18 protein-coding genes and 1 tRNA gene are annotated in these 17,620 nt (G+C 67.2%); 5 read left to right on the forward strand and 14 right to left on the reverse strand.

The features are described from left to right. Window positions 1-65 precede the first annotated feature (65 nt). Together NMQ09_RS08305 and NMQ09_RS08310 are read left to right on the forward strand one after the other, a co-directional pair. Entirely contained in the window at window positions 66-803 is a 738-nt protein-coding gene (locus NMQ09_RS08305; protein ID WP_255194124.1) for a DUF7504 family protein, read from the forward strand. Window positions 804-852: 49 nt separating this feature from the next. Continuing rightward, window positions 853-1,608 carry a ribonuclease H-like domain-containing protein gene (locus NMQ09_RS08310; RefSeq protein ID WP_255194125.1) on the forward strand — a complete coding sequence of 252 codons (756 nt, stop codon included), beginning with the start codon at window positions 853-855 and terminating at the stop codon, window positions 1,606-1,608. A gap of 63 nt (window positions 1,609-1,671) precedes the next feature. Here NMQ09_RS08310 and ddfA read toward each other — a convergent pair whose 3' ends face one another. From ddfA to NMQ09_RS08335, 5 genes are all read right to left on the reverse strand, one after another. Continuing rightward, window positions 1,672-1,941, reverse strand: coding sequence for a DdfA family disk-determining factor (gene ddfA, locus NMQ09_RS08315; RefSeq protein ID WP_255194126.1), 270 nt, complete (start codon window positions 1,939-1,941; stop codon window positions 1,672-1,674). 739 nt (window positions 1,942-2,680) lie between these two features. After that, a tRNA-Thr gene (locus tag NMQ09_RS08320) sits at window positions 2,681-2,754 on the reverse strand. 12 nt (window positions 2,755-2,766) lie between these two features. After that, on the reverse strand, window positions 2,767-3,267 hold the full coding sequence (locus NMQ09_RS08325; RefSeq protein ID WP_255194127.1) for a GNAT family N-acetyltransferase: 501 nt from the start codon (window positions 3,265-3,267) through the stop codon (window positions 2,767-2,769). Beyond that, window positions 3,245-4,459, reverse strand: coding sequence for a phosphoglycerate kinase (locus tag NMQ09_RS08330; protein WP_255194128.1), 1,215 nt, complete (start codon window positions 4,457-4,459; stop codon window positions 3,245-3,247). Before NMQ09_RS08330 ends, NMQ09_RS08325 begins: the two co-directional genes overlap by 23 nt. 80 nt (window positions 4,460-4,539) lie before the next feature. Further along, complete coding sequence (locus tag NMQ09_RS08335; protein WP_255194129.1) at window positions 4,540-5,985, reverse strand: sulfatase family protein; 1,446 nt, start codon at window positions 5,983-5,985, stop codon at window positions 4,540-4,542. Between the two features lie 140 nt (window positions 5,986-6,125). Between NMQ09_RS08335 and NMQ09_RS08340 the strand changes: the two genes are divergently transcribed. Further along, window positions 6,126-6,971 (forward strand): hypothetical protein, encoded by an 846-nt coding sequence (locus NMQ09_RS08340; protein ID WP_255194130.1) that lies wholly within the window; start codon window positions 6,126-6,128, stop codon window positions 6,969-6,971. A 96-nt stretch (window positions 6,972-7,067) separates the two neighbouring features. On the opposite strand, the gene hisS is transcribed toward NMQ09_RS08340, so the two are convergent. The 5 genes from hisS to NMQ09_RS08365 all read right to left on the reverse strand — a co-directional run bounded on the left by hisS (window position 7,068) and on the right by NMQ09_RS08365 (window position 10,387). Then, window positions 7,068-8,369, reverse strand: a complete 1,302-nt coding sequence (gene hisS, locus NMQ09_RS08345) for a histidine--tRNA ligase (protein ID WP_255194131.1) — start codon at window positions 8,367-8,369, stop codon at window positions 7,068-7,070. Window positions 8,370-8,422: 53 nt separating this feature from the next. Then, window positions 8,423-9,025, reverse strand: a complete 603-nt coding sequence (locus NMQ09_RS08350; protein WP_255194132.1) for a DUF7411 family protein — start codon at window positions 9,023-9,025, stop codon at window positions 8,423-8,425. Continuing rightward, a complete protein-coding gene (locus NMQ09_RS08355) occupies window positions 9,025-9,375 on the reverse strand; it encodes a DNA-binding protein (RefSeq protein WP_255194133.1) in 351 nt (116 codons plus the stop codon). Before NMQ09_RS08355 ends, NMQ09_RS08350 begins: the two co-directional genes overlap by 1 nt. A 79-nt stretch (window positions 9,376-9,454) precedes the next feature. Further along, a complete protein-coding gene (locus NMQ09_RS08360) occupies window positions 9,455-9,910 on the reverse strand; it encodes a 30S ribosomal protein S19e (RefSeq protein WP_255194134.1) in 456 nt (151 codons plus the stop codon). A gap of 192 nt (window positions 9,911-10,102) precedes the next feature. Continuing rightward, a complete protein-coding gene (locus NMQ09_RS08365; RefSeq protein WP_255194135.1) occupies window positions 10,103-10,387 on the reverse strand; it encodes a DUF5808 domain-containing protein in 285 nt (94 codons plus the stop codon). Window positions 10,388-10,866: 479 nt separating this feature from the next. Here NMQ09_RS08365 and NMQ09_RS08370 point away from each other — a divergent pair, with 479 nt between their 5' ends. Both NMQ09_RS08370 and NMQ09_RS08375 read left to right on the forward strand, forming a co-directional pair. Then, complete coding sequence (locus NMQ09_RS08370) at window positions 10,867-12,882, forward strand: hydantoinase/oxoprolinase family protein (RefSeq protein WP_255194136.1); 2,016 nt, start codon at window positions 10,867-10,869, stop codon at window positions 12,880-12,882. After that, a complete protein-coding gene (locus NMQ09_RS08375) occupies window positions 12,879-14,501 on the forward strand; it encodes a hydantoinase B/oxoprolinase family protein (protein WP_255194137.1) in 1,623 nt (540 codons plus the stop codon). Before NMQ09_RS08370 ends, NMQ09_RS08375 begins: the two co-directional genes overlap by 4 nt. 64 nt (window positions 14,502-14,565) lie before the next feature. On the opposite strand, the gene pcp is transcribed toward NMQ09_RS08375, so the two are convergent. From pcp to NMQ09_RS08395, 4 genes are all read right to left on the reverse strand, one after another. Next, entirely contained in the window at window positions 14,566-15,186 is a 621-nt protein-coding gene (pcp, locus tag NMQ09_RS08380; protein WP_255194138.1) for a pyroglutamyl-peptidase I, read from the reverse strand. Between the two features lie 162 nt (window positions 15,187-15,348). Then, window positions 15,349-16,968 (reverse strand): bifunctional N(6)-L-threonylcarbamoyladenine synthase/serine/threonine protein kinase, encoded by a 1,620-nt coding sequence (locus tag NMQ09_RS08385; RefSeq protein WP_255194139.1) that lies wholly within the window; start codon window positions 16,966-16,968, stop codon window positions 15,349-15,351. A gap of 57 nt (window positions 16,969-17,025) precedes the next feature. After that, window positions 17,026-17,160, reverse strand: a complete 135-nt coding sequence (locus tag NMQ09_RS08390) for a 30S ribosomal protein S27ae (protein WP_255194140.1) — start codon at window positions 17,158-17,160, stop codon at window positions 17,026-17,028. After that, window positions 17,161-17,475, reverse strand: coding sequence for a 30S ribosomal protein S24e (locus NMQ09_RS08395; RefSeq protein WP_255194141.1), 315 nt, complete (start codon window positions 17,473-17,475; stop codon window positions 17,161-17,163). Window positions 17,476-17,620 lie beyond the last annotated feature (145 nt).

A 17,620-nucleotide genomic window follows, 5' to 3' on the forward strand; every position in this document is an offset into this window, starting at 1 on the left:
ATCCCGAGCTATTATCGTTTCAAAGACAGAATGTTTATTTCTGTGGCAGTGGTCGCCTACGAATTATGGGCTTCGAGCAGGGTGGGACCGCCCCGGACAGCACGACCGTCGCGCGGGCGCTGGGGTCGCTCAAACAGAACGGGGGCAACGTATTAGTCGTCGGAACCGACGAGGAGAGTCACGCATCCATCTGTGGGCGACTCTCCGGTGAGTCGGCCGACTGTGCCCGACACCAGCTCTTCGTGAGGGCGGATCGATCACGCCGCGCCGTCGAGTCCGGCGCCGATCGTGACGGCGTCGACTGGGTCGTCGCCTACTCGAGTGGGGACGCCGATTCTAGTACTCCGCCAAGCATCGACTGCAGGCTCGAACCGGCTTTCGGCGACGGATTCGACCCTGCAGACCAGGCTTGGCAAAGCACTAGCCGCTCCGCCGCCGATGCGTCGTTCGACGAACTGACGGCGCTCGGCTCGGAGATCGTGGGTGCCGTCGACGAATTCGACGGCGATCAAGGAGGGGTCGCTCCCGCACAGCTTCGCCTCTGCGTCGGTTCACTCGAGCCGTTGCTCACCGATCACGACGCCGAGAACGTCTTTCGGTTGCTCCACGTGGTGACCACCCGGATCAACCGCACCAACGGGATGGGACACTACCACCTTCCCGTCGACCGCAAGCACGAAGCCGTTCGCCTCCTCGAGCCGCTGTTCGATGCGGTCCTCGAAGTCCGGACCTGGGGCGGCGGCATCGAACAGCGGTGGCACTTCCGGGATCGGAACGCGAGCAGTTCCTGGCTGCCGGTGTGAGCCGCCGTCGATCCGAGCGTTTTTGCCCCCACGCGTCCCCTGATCTGGTGTGCGAATCGAGAACAGTTTTATACCGGTTCGTGGCGTCGGCGAGGCGACCGAACGGAAACTCTGGACGAACGGCGTCACCCACTGGGACGAGTTCGACGGCCGCGTCGTCGGTCCCACGGTGGCCGATCGGATCGAATCGTTCATCGCCGACGCCTGGACGTACCTCGACGACGGGAAGTTCGACTACTTCGCCGAGACGCTGCCCGCCTCGAGCCGCTGGCGACTGTACGAGAACGCCCGCGAGGAGACCTGCTTTTTAGACATCGAGACGACGGGCCTTGATGCGACCCGTCACGACGTGACGACCGTCAGCGTCCACCGCGCAGGCGAGACGAAGACGCTCGTCCAGGGGGGAGACCTCACTCGGGAGCGACTCGAGGCCGAACTCGAGGCGTCCTCGCTGCTGGTCACCTTCAACGGCCGGCGCTTCGACGTCCCGTTCCTCGAGACGTGCTACGACCTCGACGTCTCCACCGCCCACGTCGACCTCATGTATCCCTGTCGATCGCTCGGGTTGAGCGGCGGGTTGAAGCGGATCGAACGCGACGTCGGCATCGAGCGTGACCGACCCGACCTCTCGGGACGCGACGCGGTCCGACTCTGGCACGAGTACGAACGCGGGGACGACACCGCCCTCGAGACGCTCGTCGAGTACAACCGGGCGGACACCCGTAACCTCGAGACGCTGATGGACCTCGTTGCCGATCGACTCCACGAGCGCGTGTTCGAATCGGTCGTCGCCAACAGCGAGTAGCTCACGGCAGCCGTCGTGGCGAACGAAACAGCGTCGGAACCACCCGACGCGGCGACTCGAACGCTACTCTCGAAGTTCGATCGTGCCGTCACTCGAGACGGTCACGTCGTATCCACAGAAGGTAAACGTGACTCGACCGTTCGCTCGAGGAGTCCCGTCTTCACGTGGCGCGAACAACGCGTCGAGTGCTTCGGGATTGATCACGTCATAGAGCGCCTCGTACTCCGGTGGCTCGACGTCTGTCGCCTCTACACCCTCGCGTTCGGCGATCGCCTCGATAATCTCGAAACTCAGTGATCGGCTCCTCTCCGAACGCTCCACTGCGAGTAGCATTGACCGGAGGCTTCATGCGGTCACATATAAAACCTCTGGCCTCAAGCCACGCTTGTTGTACTGAAATAGACGTGGATGGACTATTGTGGTCTCAAGCGTGTTTTTTTGGCGTCTGAAACGTTCATCATACTCTGTAGCTGGTCGTTTTGAACCGGTTCAAGGGGAGGAAGATCCGGGAAACGTGATGTTATTGTCGGTGTTTCAATCCGAATCCGCTCGTGACGTGTACGCGAAGATCTGGTCGTGATGCTAACGCGCGGGTTGCACGCTGTTTCAGGTGCAAGTCTATGTGTGAAACGCCGTCAAACACCATGGCAATAATACTCATATATACTTTTGAGATAATATAATAGGAGCACTTACGACCGCCGACGGTGATCTCAATCCAATGGCAACTCACCAGCAATCTGCAAGTCCGGTGTACCGCTGTCCCAGCTGTGGCGCACCAGTTACGTTCGAACACCAGTCCTGGAGCTGTGTCGCCTGCGGCTACGTCCCGAAGCACGCTGCGGATTGACTGGTGCGTTGCCAGGTTTGATCTGCAGGGTCGAATCCGTCGCCGAAAGCCGGTTCGAGCCTACAGTCGACGCTTGGCGGAGTACCAGGGAGCCCCGTGGCGTCGACCTGACACACCAGAGCCGGGATTTGAACCCGACTGCGAGACCTCGCGTTGCTCGGCCTCGCGTGGTTCAAATCCCTCGTTCGCTTGCTGTCGCTCACGAAGTTGTTCGCGACAGCAAGCCAGGGCCGGGATTTGAACCCGGGAAGTCTCGATTACAAGTCGAGTGCATGAACCGCCCATGCTCCCCTGGCGCGGTTTGAGGGTTACCTCTCCTCCTTTGAGTGTGTATCGTTTTCGTCCTCGAGCGACCGTTCCATCGCCACCCGGTACGTCTCGTAGCCGTGGCGACGATAAAAGCGCCTCGCCGCCTCGTTGTCGGCCATCGCCTCGAGCGTGACGACCTCGACGTCACGGTCGGCCAGGAACGCCTCTGCGGCCTCGAGCAACGCTCCCCCGATTCCCTGGCTTCGAAACGCCGGCTTCACGTACAGGTTCGAGAGCACGCCCCGGTTCGCGTCGAGCGCGAAGGTTCCGCGTTCGACCGTGGCCGTCGCGAAGCCGGCGAGTTCGCCCTCGAGTCGGGCGACGAGGAGGCCGCCGGCGACCTGGTGGCCCGCCAGCGTCTCGAGGATCGCCTCGCGGTTGGGTTCTGGAAGGACGTGCGAGCCGAGGTCGCGCTGTTCGCGCGCGAGGGCCACCCAGCAGTCGGCGACGGCCTCGAGGTCCTCACGGGTTGCGGGTTCAATCCGCGGCGTCGGGGCCATTCTCGAGGGCGGTGACGGCGGGGAGCGGTTCGGCGGTGAGCATCTTGAGGGCGGCCCCGCCGCCGGTGCTGACGTGGGAGAAGCCGCCGACGCCGAGGTGGCGCAGCGCGGAGGCGGTGTCGCCGCCGCCGACGATGCTCATCTCGACGTCGGTGGCCGCGTCGTACAGTTCCCGCGTTCCTCGCTCGAAGATAGCTTCCTCGTAGACGCCCGCGGGACCGTTTAAGATGACCGTGCCGGCGTCGGCGAGGAGCCGGCGGTAGTACTCGAGCGTCGACGCACCGACGTCCATCGCCGCCTCGCCGTCTGCGAGCGGCAGTGCGTTGACGCCGACCTCGTAGCGCTCTCCGTTTCGTTCGACGGCGACGTCCCGGGGGATGGCGATTCGTTCGCCGTGGGCGTCTAGCAGGTCAGCCGCGCGATCGATCTCGTCCCAGTAGCCCTGGTCGTAGATGAAGTCTGAACTCGCGTCGCCGAGGTCGACGCCGTCAGCGATGAGGAAGACGTTGCCGACGACGCCTGCGGTGAGGACGTGGTCGGCGAGCCCCTTCTCGAGGATCGTCCAGGCGACGTCGATCGAGTCCGGAACCTTCGCCCCACCGAGGACGTAGACGCGCGGCGCCGGCGTCTCCTCGATGGTCCCGAGCACGTCGAGTTCCCGTTCCATCACCCGGCCGGCGTAGCCGGGGAGGACGGTTGGGAAGCCGACGAGCGAGGGCTGAGAGCGGTGGGCGGCGGCGAACGCGTCGTTCACGTACGCGTCCAGCGCGGGGGCGAGCCCGTCGACCAGGTGGGTCCGGGCGGCTCGCTCGGGTCCGAACTCCATGTACTCCTCGCTGTAAAAGCGGGTGTTCTCGAGAACGACGCAGTCACCGTCCTCGAGGCCCATGACGGTCTCGCGGGCGGCGCCCGAGAACGTGACGTCGACGTAGTCGACGGGGTGGTCGAGTAGCTCTGAGAGGCGATCGGCGTGAGGCTCGAGCGTGCAGAAGTCGTCGCCGCCGGGACGTCCCTGATGGGCGAGAACGGCGACGCGGCCACCTCGGTCGAGGAGTTCAGCGAGGGTGTCGACGTGTGCGCGAAGTCGGGCGTCGTCGGCGAGCGACCCGTCCTCGGCGATCGGACTGTTGACGTCGACGCGAACCCCGACGGTCGTCCCGGAAACGTCGAGGTCGTCGAGGGTAGCGATCATTAGAGGTCCTTCCATTGGGACCACCGAAAGGTCTTTCCATCGAAGGGTTACGGCACGTGATTTGCTTGCAGGGGACGCACTCACGGCGGCTTCGACCGTCCATCGGCGAGCGTCGGCGCTACCCACTTCCGGAGCGGGTCGTCGACCTCGTGCATCCAGTCGACGAGCCGACCGGCCAGTTCCTCACGGACGGCCGCGTAGCCCGGGTGGCCGATCAGGTTCACGAGCTCTGCGGGGTCGGCCTCGAGGTCGTACAGCTCGTTCGTGTCCGGGCCGTTGTAGACCAACTTGTACCGCTCGGTCCGGACCATTCGCTGGCTGTAGAGGCCGAACTCGTCGCCGTGGTACTCGGCGTAGGCGGCGTCGGGCCAGGCGATCGGCCGACGGCCGGAAAGCAGCGGCCGGATACTCCGCCCGTGGAGTCCCTCGGGGATCGGGGTCTCACCCAGGTCGAGAAACGTCGGGGCGAGATCGACGAGCGAGACGGGCTGCTCACAGGTCGAGCCCGGTTCGACGACGCCGGGCCAGCGCACCTGCAGCGGGACGTGGTAGGTGTCCTCGTACATCAGCGGCCCCTTGTTGAACTGGCGGTGGCCACCCACGAAATCGCCGTGGTCCGACGCGTGGACGACGACCGTCTCCTCGGCGAGCCCACGCTCCTCGAGGAACGCGAGGATACGGCCCACCTGGTCGTCGATCAGCGTCGCAAAGCCCCAGTACTTCGCGATCACCTCGGCCCACGTCTCCCGGTCGAAGCCCGCGACGCCACGGTACTCGAGGTAGTTTTCGTGGACGGCGGGTTTCCCCGCGAACGTCTCCGCGTAGCTCTCTGGCAGGTCGATCTCTTCGGAGTCGTACATCGAGGCGTACGGCTCGGGGACGACGTATGGGTGGTGGGGCCCGTAGAAGTCTACCCGGTGGAAGAACGGATCGTCGGAATCGGCGTGGCTCTCGAGTGCCTCGAGCGTCAGATCGGTCAGGAACGAGGCTCGCGTCGCCTCGACGTCGACCGGCGTCGTCCCCGCGACGAGGGTGCCGTCCGCGCCCGCTGTGTAGATGGCGTCCTCGAGGTCGACGTCCATCGGCGCGTCCAGCCCGTCGCGGTGTGCGCGAAACGCGTCGTCGATGTCGTCGTGGTGGACGTCGCTGCCGCCGAGGTAGGAGAAGCCGAAGTCGTCGGGGGTCTGATCGCGCCCGACGTGCCACTTGCCGGTGTACGTGCAGTCGTAGCCGGCGTCGGCGAGCCCCTCGGAGAACGTCGGTAGTTCGGGTGGCAGGTTCGGCTGGATCGCGTCCGCCTCGTGGGCGTTGTTCAGCATGCCGTGGGCGTGGGGATACAGCCCCGTGAGCATCGACGCGCGCGCGCTCGTACAGATGCTGATCGGGGTGTACGCGCGTTCGAATCGCATCCCCTCGCTCGAGAGCCGGTCGAATGTCGGCGTCTCGACCGGCGGCCCGTTCGGTGCGGTGAGGTCGTAGCGTTCCTGGTCGGTGAGCACGAACAGGACGTTCGGGCGGTCGGCCATCGGCCGTCGTACACCGACCCGGTAGTTAACGCTGGTCCCGCACTCTTTCAGGTGAGGGCGAGGTAATTGCGGCGCTTACGTTCACGTCACCCAGACCTTATCTGAGCCGGTTCTGTTCGTAAACCTGTTCACCAATGACAATGAAACGACGAACGGTACTGGTTGGTCTCGCCACGGCGGGCGTCGGCGGAACCGTCGGAACGGTCGTCGGCGAGCCGGGAACCGGCAACGGGTTTCCACCGACGGGCCGAACGAAGTACAGCGATCCCAAACCGCTCGGAGACGGCGAAGTGAGAACCTTCCTCTCCCGGCACCCGAACGACGAGTGGCTCTATCTGGGGGTCGAGCTAACCCCGGAGGCGGCGACGATCGATGCGAACGCGTACGACGAGCCGACACTCGTCGACGTCGGGTTTCCGGGCGAGACGGCGTTCGAGTGGCTCGGCCTCAACTGGATGCCGAACGGCCACGGCCCGCCGGGTGTGTACGACGTTCCTCACTTCGACATCCACTACTACCTGGATCCGCAACCGGAAATCGAAGCGATCGCGGGAGTGAACTATCCGCCCGACGAGAGTGGTGGTGACCCGTACGAGGTTCCCCTCGCCGAGGATCAGGTCCCGCCGGGGTACTTCCGGACGGGGTACGTCGTCCCGGAGATGGGGGAACACCTCTACGACGAGACGTCCCCGGAGTGGGACGGACCGAACGAACCGAGCGGCGAGCCGTTCACCTACACCTTCGTCTGGGGACACCACGACGGCGACCTCAACTTCTTCGAACCGATGATCACCACGGCGTTCTTCGACGAGCTCGAGGAATCGGTGACGGAGTCGATCAGCACGCCCGAACGGATGCCCGAAGCCGGCGCGTACCCGACCGAGTACAGGATTGCATATCACAGAGAGCGGGACGCATACACGGTGACGTTACAGAAATTCGAATACTTCGACGGGTCGGCAGGGGCGAACGATAGTAGTCGTTGAACGTCATTGCACACCCGATCACGAGACCACCACGTTCGAGGCGTCACGCCTCGTCCGACGTGCCGTACGGCCGGGAGGTCCGGCGTGGCTCCCGACTCACTCCGCGACGTCGTCGAACGTCGGCCGGTCGTGTTCGCCGGGGAATTCGTCGACGGGCACCTGCACCTGATCGCCCGACTCCATGTCCTTCACCGTCACCTCGCCGTTTGCGAGGTCGCGCTCGCCGACGATCACGGTCGTCTCGGCGTTGATCGAGTCGGCGTACTCGAGCTGGGCGCCGAAGGAGCGGCCGGCGACGTCGGTCTCGACGACGTGACCGCGCTCGCGCAACTCGCGGGCGATCCGGGCGGCCTCGACGCGCGTGTCACCGACTTGAAGGACGTAGTAGTCGGTCGAAATCTCCTCGTCGGGCCAGACGCCCGCGCGCTGACAGAGCAGTGAGAGGGTCGCGTGGCCGGGGGCGACGCCGACGGCAGGGGTCGGCTGGCCGCCGAAGTTCTCGATGAGGTCGTCGTAGCGGCCGCCGCCGAACACCGACCGGGAGACGTCGCCGACGGAGTCGAAGCACTCGAAGACGACGCCCGTGTAGTAGTCGAGCCCGCGAGCGGTCTCGAGCGAGATCGTACAGTACTCCCGGGCACCGAAGTCCTCCGCGGCGGCGAGGACGGCCTGGAGGTTCTCGACGGCGTCGTCGACGCGTTCGGTGTCCGCGACGGCTTTGACTTCCTCGAGATCGCCGTCGGCGATCAGGTCGTCGAACTCGGCTGCCTGGTCGTACTCGAGGCCGGCGTCGACGAGCAGGTCGTGGTACTCGGCGCGCTCGATCTTGTCGGACTTGTCGACCGCGCGGATGGCGGCCTCGACGTCGACGTCGGCGTCGTACGTCTCGAGGACCCCACCCAGGATGTCGCGGTGGGAGACCCGGAACTCGAAGTCCTCGCCGGTGAGTCCCAGTCCCGTCAGGGCGTCGGCGGCCCACGCGAGGATCTCGGCGTCGGCCTCGGGTTCGGCGGAGCCGAAGATGTCGACGTTCGTCTGGTAGAACTCGCGCTGACGGCCTTGCTGGACCTGTTCGTACCGCCAGAACGGACGGGTAGAGAACCACTTGATCGGCTTCGACAGCTCCTGTCCCTTTGCGACGACCATCCGGGCGACCGTCGGCGTCAGCTCGGGCGTCAGCGTCACGTGCCGGCCGCCCTGGTCCTCGAAGGCGTACAGCTCCTCGACGATCTCGTCACCGCTCTTGTCGGTCCACAGCTCGGCGCGCTCGAGTGCCGGCGTCCCGACCTCACGAAAGCCGTAGCGGCGGGCCGTCCCCTCTAAGACGTCCATCGCTTCCCGACGGGCGGCCATCTCGCCGGGGTAAAAGTCACGGAATCCCTTGATTCGGTCGTACATGGCCGTCCGTTCGGCCACGGTGGACTTCTATCTGTTCGTTCGCAGGTGCACGATCACTCGAGCGCCCGCCGGACGCCGGTCACGTGCGTCTGTTCGTGGTCGGGAAAGTACTCCACGATCGCCTCGGTGCCCTCCTCGTCGGCAATAATGGCGCGCAGCTCGGCTTCGTAGTCCGCCCGGGTGATCGTCTCGCTCGGGCCGGCGGTCACCTCGAGCGTCGACTCGACGAGCCGATCGACGGCCTGCCGGCCGAAGCCCGACAGCGGCGCGATGTAGTCGACGCCGTGACGATCCTCCAGACTCTGGGCCTGAGCGCGCGAGACGGTCGGGACCCGGTCGTCACGGCGGGTGCCGTCGGCGATGGCGTCGAACTCCTCGGCCGCCAGCCGCTCGAGAGCGTGCTGGTGGACGAGCTGGATGCCGTTGCGGGGGAAGCCGTCCTCTCTGATGCGGGCGACGGCCTCCTCGGCGACGCCGGGGTCGAGCTGGAGGCGTTCGAACGGGAAGCCCAGCGCCTCGGCGGTCTCGCGGGCGTGATGCCAGTCGTCGGTGACGCCGAAGTGGGCGGTCGTCAGGGTGACGTCGTAGAACTCTGAGAGGAACAACGCCGCGAGCGTCGAGTCCTTGCCACCGCTGTAGAGCAGTCCGAGCCGCATCAGCGTCGCTTGATGTCGAAGCGTTTCTGCTCGGGCTGGAGCTCCTTGAGCAGCTGTTTCATCTTCGCGTCGTCGATCTTGCCCTGGAGACGACCGCTCTGGGCCAGCGCAACCACCTGTCGCTCGACCTGCTCGCCGAAGCCGGGCTTGCTCATCTTGACGGTGTTGAGCCGCTTGCGGGCGTCGTCGGTGAGGTACTGGCGCAAGAGCGCCTGTTTCTGGGCTTCGGCCTGCTGCTGGGCGGCTTCCTGGGCCTCCTCGCTCGCCTGCCCTTCGGCCTGTTCCTGGAGCTGTTCCATCTTCTTTCGGCGAAGCTCCTCGAGGTCGTCGTCGTCGGGAGTACCACTCATAGGTCACCGTTGTTTGCGATTCGGCAAAATGATTACGGACGCCTCGTCGCTGGTCAGATCCGAAATCGGTCGAAACCGTCTACGCGTAGCGCTCGAGTTCCGGGCGGTCGAGCTCTTCGAGGACGTCGGCGGCGGTCTCGTCGAGGAGCTGCTGTCCCTCGGGGGTGATCCAGCGACCCTCGCCTTCGGCGGTCCGGACGAGGTCTTCGTCCTCGAGCTGCTGGAGGATCGTGCGGATGACGTTTCGCGAGCCGTCGGCGCGGCTGGCGGGGGCGACGCCGTAGCGGTTCGAGCCGGACTTCGAGCCGCCGTACTCGGTGGCCAGTCGCTCGACGCCGACGGGGCCGTTGTCGGCGACCTTGCGCAGGAGGCTGGCGGCCCGGACGGCCCAGAAGTTCTCCTGTTCGGGGGGGAGCTCGCGGTTGGCACCGGTCTTTGCGAACTGCGCCCACTCGGGTTCGTCGAGTCGGTCCTCGAGGTCGGCGGCGAGCGCTTCGATGAGCGCCTCCGCCGGAACGTCGTACATCGTAGCCATTGGGGTTTCGTTCCCTTCGGCGGCATTTAAGCCCGTCGTTGTCCGTTTGGACGGCGCCGTCGCACCTGGAGACCGAATCGGCCGGTCGACGGTCGCCTCGGTCGAAGCGAACGCTGGTTGTGGACGTCCAGCGTCGTCGTACGGCGGGGAACCCGAACGCCACGCCGGGGAGACGAGGGTGAGTACGCGGGGTTACTCGTCGTCTTCGTCGACGATCACTTCGACTGGTTCGTCGACCGTCTCCTCCTCGCTCGCGGCCTTGCTCTTTTCCTGTTGCCAGAGCAGCGCGCCGGCGACGAAGACGACCAGCCACGAGCGCCAGTTCGCCATGTTCAGCGTGTAGCCGACGCCGAACGGTTTCTCGACGAGCATTCCCTCGCCGGGCTGCCAGTACGCCGAGAGCATCCGTCCCAGGCTCGGGCGTTCGAAATTGTACGGTACTCCGAGAATCTCACCGGAGGTCGGCTTGTCTGCCATGGGCGAGAGTACAGTCCCCTGTAATAAGAGCGTTTTGTGCCGTGCTCGGCCGGGGGGATAGTAACGACTGAAACGGGTTACACTGACGGTCAGTGGCTACTATAGTACTCGTTGAAACGAGTTACACCCGGTCACAGCCGAGCGGCCAGCCTCGGCCTCGTTACCGAGGCTGGCCGCCGACGTTCGTGACCGGGTGTGCAATGACTTTCAGCGTGTACTATATCGGGACTCCGATGCCGCTGGGGTGCCACCGACCGTCTGACCGGACACCAGCGTGACGGCTGACGGAAGCGGACTCCCCCGGTCTGACTGCGCCGCGGTTCCCGAGGTCTACAGCGACCCGTCTCGCGGCGCCTCTCGCGTGGGGCGTGCCTCCTTGACAACGTTTTTGTCTCGATGCCCGGTGAGATACCAGCACCCAGTATGAGCCGACAGCACACGAACGTAGTCGTCGAGGTCGTTCGCCGGAGGGACGCTCCGTGAGCGGCGACGCCCGGATTGGCGTCGACGTCGGCGGCACGTTCACCGACGTCACCCTCCTCACCGACGACGGCGAGCTCGTCACCGCGAAGGTCCCGTCGACCCCTGACCAGAGCGAGGGGGTCATGGCAGGTATCGAGAAAGCGTGCACACGGGCCGGCGTCGATCCATCGGCCGTCGACGAGTTCACCCACGCCATGACCGTCTCGATCAACGCGCTGCTCGAGCGCGACGGGGCGAAGACGGCGCTCGTCACGACAGTGGGCTTTCGCGACGTCCTCGAGATCGGCCGCCAGCAACGACCCGACCTCTACGACCTCGAGGTCGAGCGGCCGGCACCGATCGTGGCGCGACGGCGGCGATTTGAGGTGGACGAACGGGCGACGCCCGACGGCGTCGAGCGGCCGGTGACCGACGAGGCGATCGACGACGTGGCGGCGGCGATCGAGGGCTGTGGCGCCGAGAGCGTCGCAATATCGTTTCTCCACGCGTACGCGACGCCGGCAAACGAGGCGCGCGTGGCCGAGCGATTGCGCGAACGCCTCGACGTCCCGGTGTCGGTCTCGCACGAAGTGCTCGCGGAGTTTCGCGAGTACGAGCGGACGTCCACGACGGCGATCGACGCCTACGTTCGTCCGGCGATCGACGCCTACGTCGGCCGCCTCGCCGACCGGGCGGCAACGGCGGGCGTTCCCGAACCGCGGATCATGCAGTCGAACGGCGGCATCGCCGACGTCGAGACGGTCTGCCGGCGGGCGGCGACGACCGTCCTCTCCGGGCCGGCGGCGGGCGTCGTCGGAGCGAGCCACGCGGCGGCGAGCGTAGCGGCCGGTCGCGACCTCGATGGGCTGGTCACCTTCGACATGGGTGGTACCTCGAGCGACGTGAGCCTCGTGCGCGACGGTCGCGTCGAGCGGACCGCAGACACCGAAATCGACGGCCAGCCGATCCGGCTGCCGATGGTCGACGTGAACACGGTCGGTTCCGGCGGCGGGAGCATCGCCTGGGTAGACGAGGGGGGCGCCCTCCGAGTCGGCCCGCAATCTGCGGGTGCCGACCCCGGCCCGGCCTGTTACGGCCGCGACGGGACGGCGGCGACGGTCACCGACGCGACCGTCGTACTGGGGTACATCGGCGCGGACACCGCTCTCGGCGGCGAATTCACGCTCGAGGAGGCGGCCGCGTTCGACGCCCTCGAGTCGCTGGCCGAGACGGCTGGCCTCGACTCGGCGCTGGCGGCGGCCGAGGGAGTCTACCGGGTGGCGAACGCGACGATGACCCGAGCGATCCGCGGTGTGACGGTCGAACGCGGCTACGATCCCCGCGAATTCGGCCTGGTCGCGTTCGGCGGGGCCGGGCCAGTCCACGCCGCCGCGCTGGCCGAGCGCCTCGAGATCGACACTCTCGTCGTTCCGGTACCTGCGGGCGTCCTCTCGGCGTACGGACTGCTCTCGGCCGACGAGGCGTTCGACGCCGTGCGGACCCACCGCGTCGCCCTCGCAGATGCCGACGTCGACGCGATCGAGGCCGTCTACGACGACCTCGTTGCGGACGCGCTCGGTGGCGTACGCAACCCCGACGCAGCCACCGTCGAGCGGTCGGCCGACTGCCGGTACGCGGGCCAGAGCTTCGAACTCGAGGTCTCCGTCGACGACCCGTTCGATCCGTTGGCCGTCGAGAAGCGGTTTCACGAGGCCCACGAACGAGCCTACGGCTACCGCACCGAGGCGCCGGTCGAACTCGTCACCGTCCGGGCGACAGCCGTCGTCGAGCGCGACGTCGACGAGCCCAGCTACGAGGGCGAGGGCGACGCCCGGATCGGGACGCGCGAGGCGCGCTTCGACGGCGCGTTCCACGAGACCCCCATCTACGACCGGACGGCGCTCCCGGCCGGTGGGGCGCTCGAGGGGCCGGCCGTCCTCGAACAGCGCGAGTGCACGACGGTCGTCCCGCCCGGCTGGCACGGGACGGTCGCCGACGACGGGACGCTCGTCCTCACGGGTGATCGCGAATGACGACGGCGCGACGCGACGGCGGTCCGGACGGCCTCGACCCGATCACGCTCGAGATCGTCAGGAACCAACTCGAGGGCGTCGCCGAGGAGATGGGCCAGGTGCTCGTCAGGAGCGCCTCCTCGCCGAACATCAAAGAGCGCCGGGACTGCTCGACGGCGCTGTTCGACGCCGACGGTCGGATGGTCGCCCAGGCCGAACACATCCCGGTTCACCTCGGGGCGATGCCCCAGGCGGTCGACGCGATTCGCGATCGGGAGCCGCAGCCGGGCGACGTGTTCGTCCTCAACGACCCGTTCGCCGGCGGGACGCACCTGCCGGACGTCACGCTCGTCTCGCCGGTCGCGCCCCGCGGCCGGATCCTCGGCTACGCGGTCTCGCGGGCCCACCACGCCGACGTCGGCGGGTCCACGCCCGGCAGCATGCCCGCGGGGGCCACCGAGATCCACCAGGAGGGGCTTCGCATCCCCGGCGTCAGGCTCGTCCGCGAGGGCGACCTCGACGAGGACGTCCTCGAGTTGCTGCTCGCGAACGTCAGGAATCCCGACGAGCGACGTGCCGACCTGCGGGCGCAGCTGGCCGCGAACGACCGCGCCGAAGAACGCGTCGGCGAACTCGTCGACGAGCGCGGCGCAGCCGACCTCGAGGCGGCGTTCGACGCCGTCGTCGCGTACTCCCGCGAGCGGATCGTCGCCGAACTCGAGGCGTTCCCCGACGGCACCTACGAAGCCCGCGACGCCCTCGAGGGCGACGGCGTCACCGACGAGGACGTCCCGATCGCGGCGACGGTGACGATCGACGGCGCCACGGTATCCGTCGACTTCGCGGGGACGGCCGACCAGGTCGAAGGGAACATGAACGCGCCGCCGGCGGTCGCGGCCAGCGCGGTCTACTTCGTCGTCCGGTCTGTGACGGACCCGGAGATCCCGCCGAATCACGGCTGTTACGAGCCCATCGAGATCGACGTCCCCGAGGGATCCGTGCTGAATCCCCGGCCGCCGGCCGCGGTCGTCGGCGGCAACGTCGAGACCAGCCAGCGGGTGACCGACGTCGTCTTTTCGGCGTTCGCCGCGGCCGTCCCCGACCGCGTCCCCGCCCAGAGTCAGGGAACGATGAACAACCTCGTCGTCGGGAGCCGAGCCGCCGACGGCTTCACCTACTACGAGACGATCGGCGGCGGCCTCGGGGCTCGCCCGTCGGCCGACGGCATCGACGGCGTCCAGGTCGGCATGACCAACACGCTCAACACCCCCGTGGAGGCCCTCGAGACCGAGTACCCGCTGCGCGTCGAGCGCTACGCGCTCCGCCCGGACAGCGGCGGTGACGGCGAGTTCCGCGGCGGCCTCGGCCTCGAGCGCGCCGTGACGGTCGAGACCGACGCCGTCGTCTCGTTGCTGACCGAACGTCGGCGGACGCGCCCGGCGGGAGCGAACGGCGGCGACCCCGGCGCGGTCGGCCACAACCTCCTCGACGGTCGCGAGGTGCCCGCGAAGACCACCGAGTCGGTGCCTGCCGGAACGACGATCACCGTCCTGACTCCCGGTGGCGGGGGCTACGGCGATCCAGCCGATCGTGATCCCGCCGCGCGCGAGCGCGACCGGCTGGACGAGAAGTCGTCGTAACGCCACCGCCAGCAGTCGTCAACCGCCAGCGCCGATCGCGGCGACGTCGGGTCGAGTGCGGGACTCAGGCCGTCTCCGCGAGTACCGAGAGCGCCGCCTCGAGCCCGTCTGCCATCGCCTCGAAGCTCAGACTGGGCTCGTGGTCACCGCGTCGGGCGACTTCCTCGTGTGAGAACGGAACGTGAACGAACCCCGAACGAAGCGCGAGCTCGTTCGTTTCGGCGTGGTGGCGCGTCGCGTAGAGGACGTCGTTACAGAGGTGCGTTCCTGCCGTGTTCGAGAGCCGTGCCGGGACGCCGGCGTCGGTCATTGCGTCGACGACTTCACGGACGGGGAGGGTCGAGAAGTACGCCGCCGGGCCGTCGGGGACGACCGGGTCGTCGACGGGCGTCTGATCCGCGTTGTCCGGGACGTCGCCGTGGTCACGGACGTTGATCCCGATCCGCTCGACGGCGATCGACGGGGTCCCCGCCATCAGACCGAGTGAGAGGACCGCCTCGGGATCGTGCTCGTCGAGATGCTCGAGCAACGCGGGGAACGCGCGATCGAAGACGACGGGGAGCTCCCGGCCGACCACGTGCGCCCCACCGATCGTCTCCCCGTCGAGCGCCTCGGCGAGCCGTCTCGAGGGATTGGTCTCGTACTCGCCGAACGGTTCGTAGCCGGTAACGAGGATCGTGGTCATCGACGTGCGTGACTATCGCTGCTACCGTCTCATCAAGTATCCGATGGCCGCGAGCGGGAGACGAGGCGGGCCGAGGCCGCCGTCGTACTGACGGTCGTGAGTCAGTTCCGACGCAACCGCAAGACGGTCAGCGGCTGTGTCGTAAAACAGTCATGATCCGTATCAGACGTACCGACCCCGTCCCTCGACGTCACGGAGCCGCTCGAGGACCGCCCGGTCGCCCACAGCCTCGTACCCCTCCCGGAACGCGTCGCGAAGTGGCGCGGGCTCGTCGGCGGTCCCCACGAGGCTCCCCTCGAAGACGTGGAGGTCCATCGCGTAGTCTTCGACGTGGTCGGTGTGAAAGCCCAGGCCGAAGTCTATCAGGTAGGTCCGATCGGCGTCCACGCGGACGTTGCGCGTCGTCGGGTCGCCGTGGACGACCCCCGCGCGGTGGATCGTCGCGAGGTGGCTCCCGACGGCGGCCACCCGGTCGGCCGTGAGCGCCTCGCGCAGGTCCGTCTCGCCGACGTACTCGAACTCGAGGGTCGCCTCCCGGAGGTCGACGTCGTAGACGAGCGGTGTCGGGACGCCCTCGCGCCGGGCCAGGTTCGTGAGCCTGGCCTCGAGGGTCGTCCGCTCCCGGCGGAGGCGCTCGTCGAGGACGGGGTGGCGGTAGGACTTCGGGACGCGGCGCTTTCGCACGCGGCCGGCGTCGGCGTCGACGGTGACGATCGCCTCGGCGCCGCGGATCTCGCCGCCCTCGTCGTCGCGGCCGAACAGCTGTTCGCCGCCGTCGCGCCACGTCACGGGCACCTCGTCGGGACGGAAGTCGGGGTTCACGGCCGAGGCCTCGAGCTCGAGGGTGTCGCCTGCTTCGTACATCTTCGCGCCCAGCACAGCGATCATGCCGGCGTTGTCCCGCAGGAAGCGGGGCTCGGGGGCGTGAAACTGTGCGCCGCGAGCCGCACACATCTCGGCGAGCATCTCCCGCAGGCGAGCGTTCTGCCCGACGCCGCCGCCGAGGACGAGTTCGTCGCTCCCGGTAAGCGAGAGCGCCCGTTCTGACACCTCGGTCAGCATCGCGAAGACGTTCTCCTGGAGCGAGTAACAGACGTCCTCGACGGGGACCCCATCGTCGTATGCCTGCTTGGCGGCGCTCATGATCCCCGAGAACGAGAAGTCCATCCCCTTCACGACGTAGGGGAGGTCGACGTACTCACCGTCTGCCGCCGCCCGTTCGACTTTCGGCCCACCGGGATGTGACCAGCCGACGTGGCGGGTAAACTTGTCGATAGCGTTGCCGACGCCCGTATCCATCGTCTCCCCGAGCATCCGGTAGCGGCCGTTGCGGTACGCCAGTAGGTGGGCGTTCGCCCCGCTCGCGTTCAGACAGACCGGCGAGGAAAAGCCCGACGTGTGGCGGCCGATCTCGAGGTGAGCCACCATGTGGTTCACCCCGATTAGGGGGACCTCGAGCGTCTGGCTCAGCGCCCGGGCGGCGGTGGCGACGATGCGGAGACAGGGGCCGAGGCCGGGGCCACGAGAGAAGGCGACGGCGTCAACGGGCGGCCCGTCGTCCGTCCCCCCGTGGGTCTCGTGGGTGTGTGTGAGCGCCGCCTCGACTACTCGAGGGATGGCGTCGTGCATGTGTTCGGCCGCCTCGCGGGGGTGGATACCGCCGCTGTCGGGCTGGTAGGCGTCGCTCTCGATGAATACGTCGTCGGTCGCGCCGTCGTAGACGGCGGCGCTCGCCGCCCACGCCGTGCCCTCGATCCCGAGGACGCGAACCGGTTCGTTCACGGGTCGCTTCGCTCCCCGGTCACGGTTCCGAGACATCGCAAATCGGTCGACGTCTCGCTACTCCCACTCGGTGTAGCCACACTTGCCGCAGTGGCGCCGGTCGCCGTGGTCGGCGAGGAACGTGTCGCCACAGCGGGGGCAGTTCTCGCGGTCGGTCGTCCCGTCGTCGTCGTAGAGTTCGTAGTGTGCCATCTACGCTTCCTCCGCCTCGGCTTCGGCTTCTTCGTCGGCCGCGATCTTGTTGCGCTCGAGCATGTACTCCTGTTCGACCTCGGCGGCGTGGCCGGCCGTCTCGTAGACCTTCGCGTAGCCGACGGTCTTTCGCATGCCGAACTTGGTGTCCAGTTCGCGGACGACGACCTCGTCGGCGTCCTTGTTCAGCTTCGCGGCGAGACTGTCACGGACCTGCAGACGAGACGGCGTGGCCTCATCGTGGGTCAACTCGAACGTGACGTCCGTTCGGTGCAACATGGGGTTCTCCGATTCGGAGATGATGTCGACGTCCATGATATCACTCAGTTACCCTACTATCCCCTCGTAGCGTGTAAAAGGATTTCGAACGCCACCCCGCCCGCGGTCGGTCCGCTCGGTGGGAGCCCCGAACCGGTCAGCTTCCCCGGACCGACGCGTCGTGACCAGTCGTCGCCGCCAC

Origin of the sequence: Natronobeatus ordinarius (genome assembly GCF_024362485.1) — an archaeon.
Classification (GTDB): domain Archaea; phylum Halobacteriota; class Halobacteria; order Halobacteriales; family Natrialbaceae; genus Natronobeatus; species Natronobeatus ordinarius.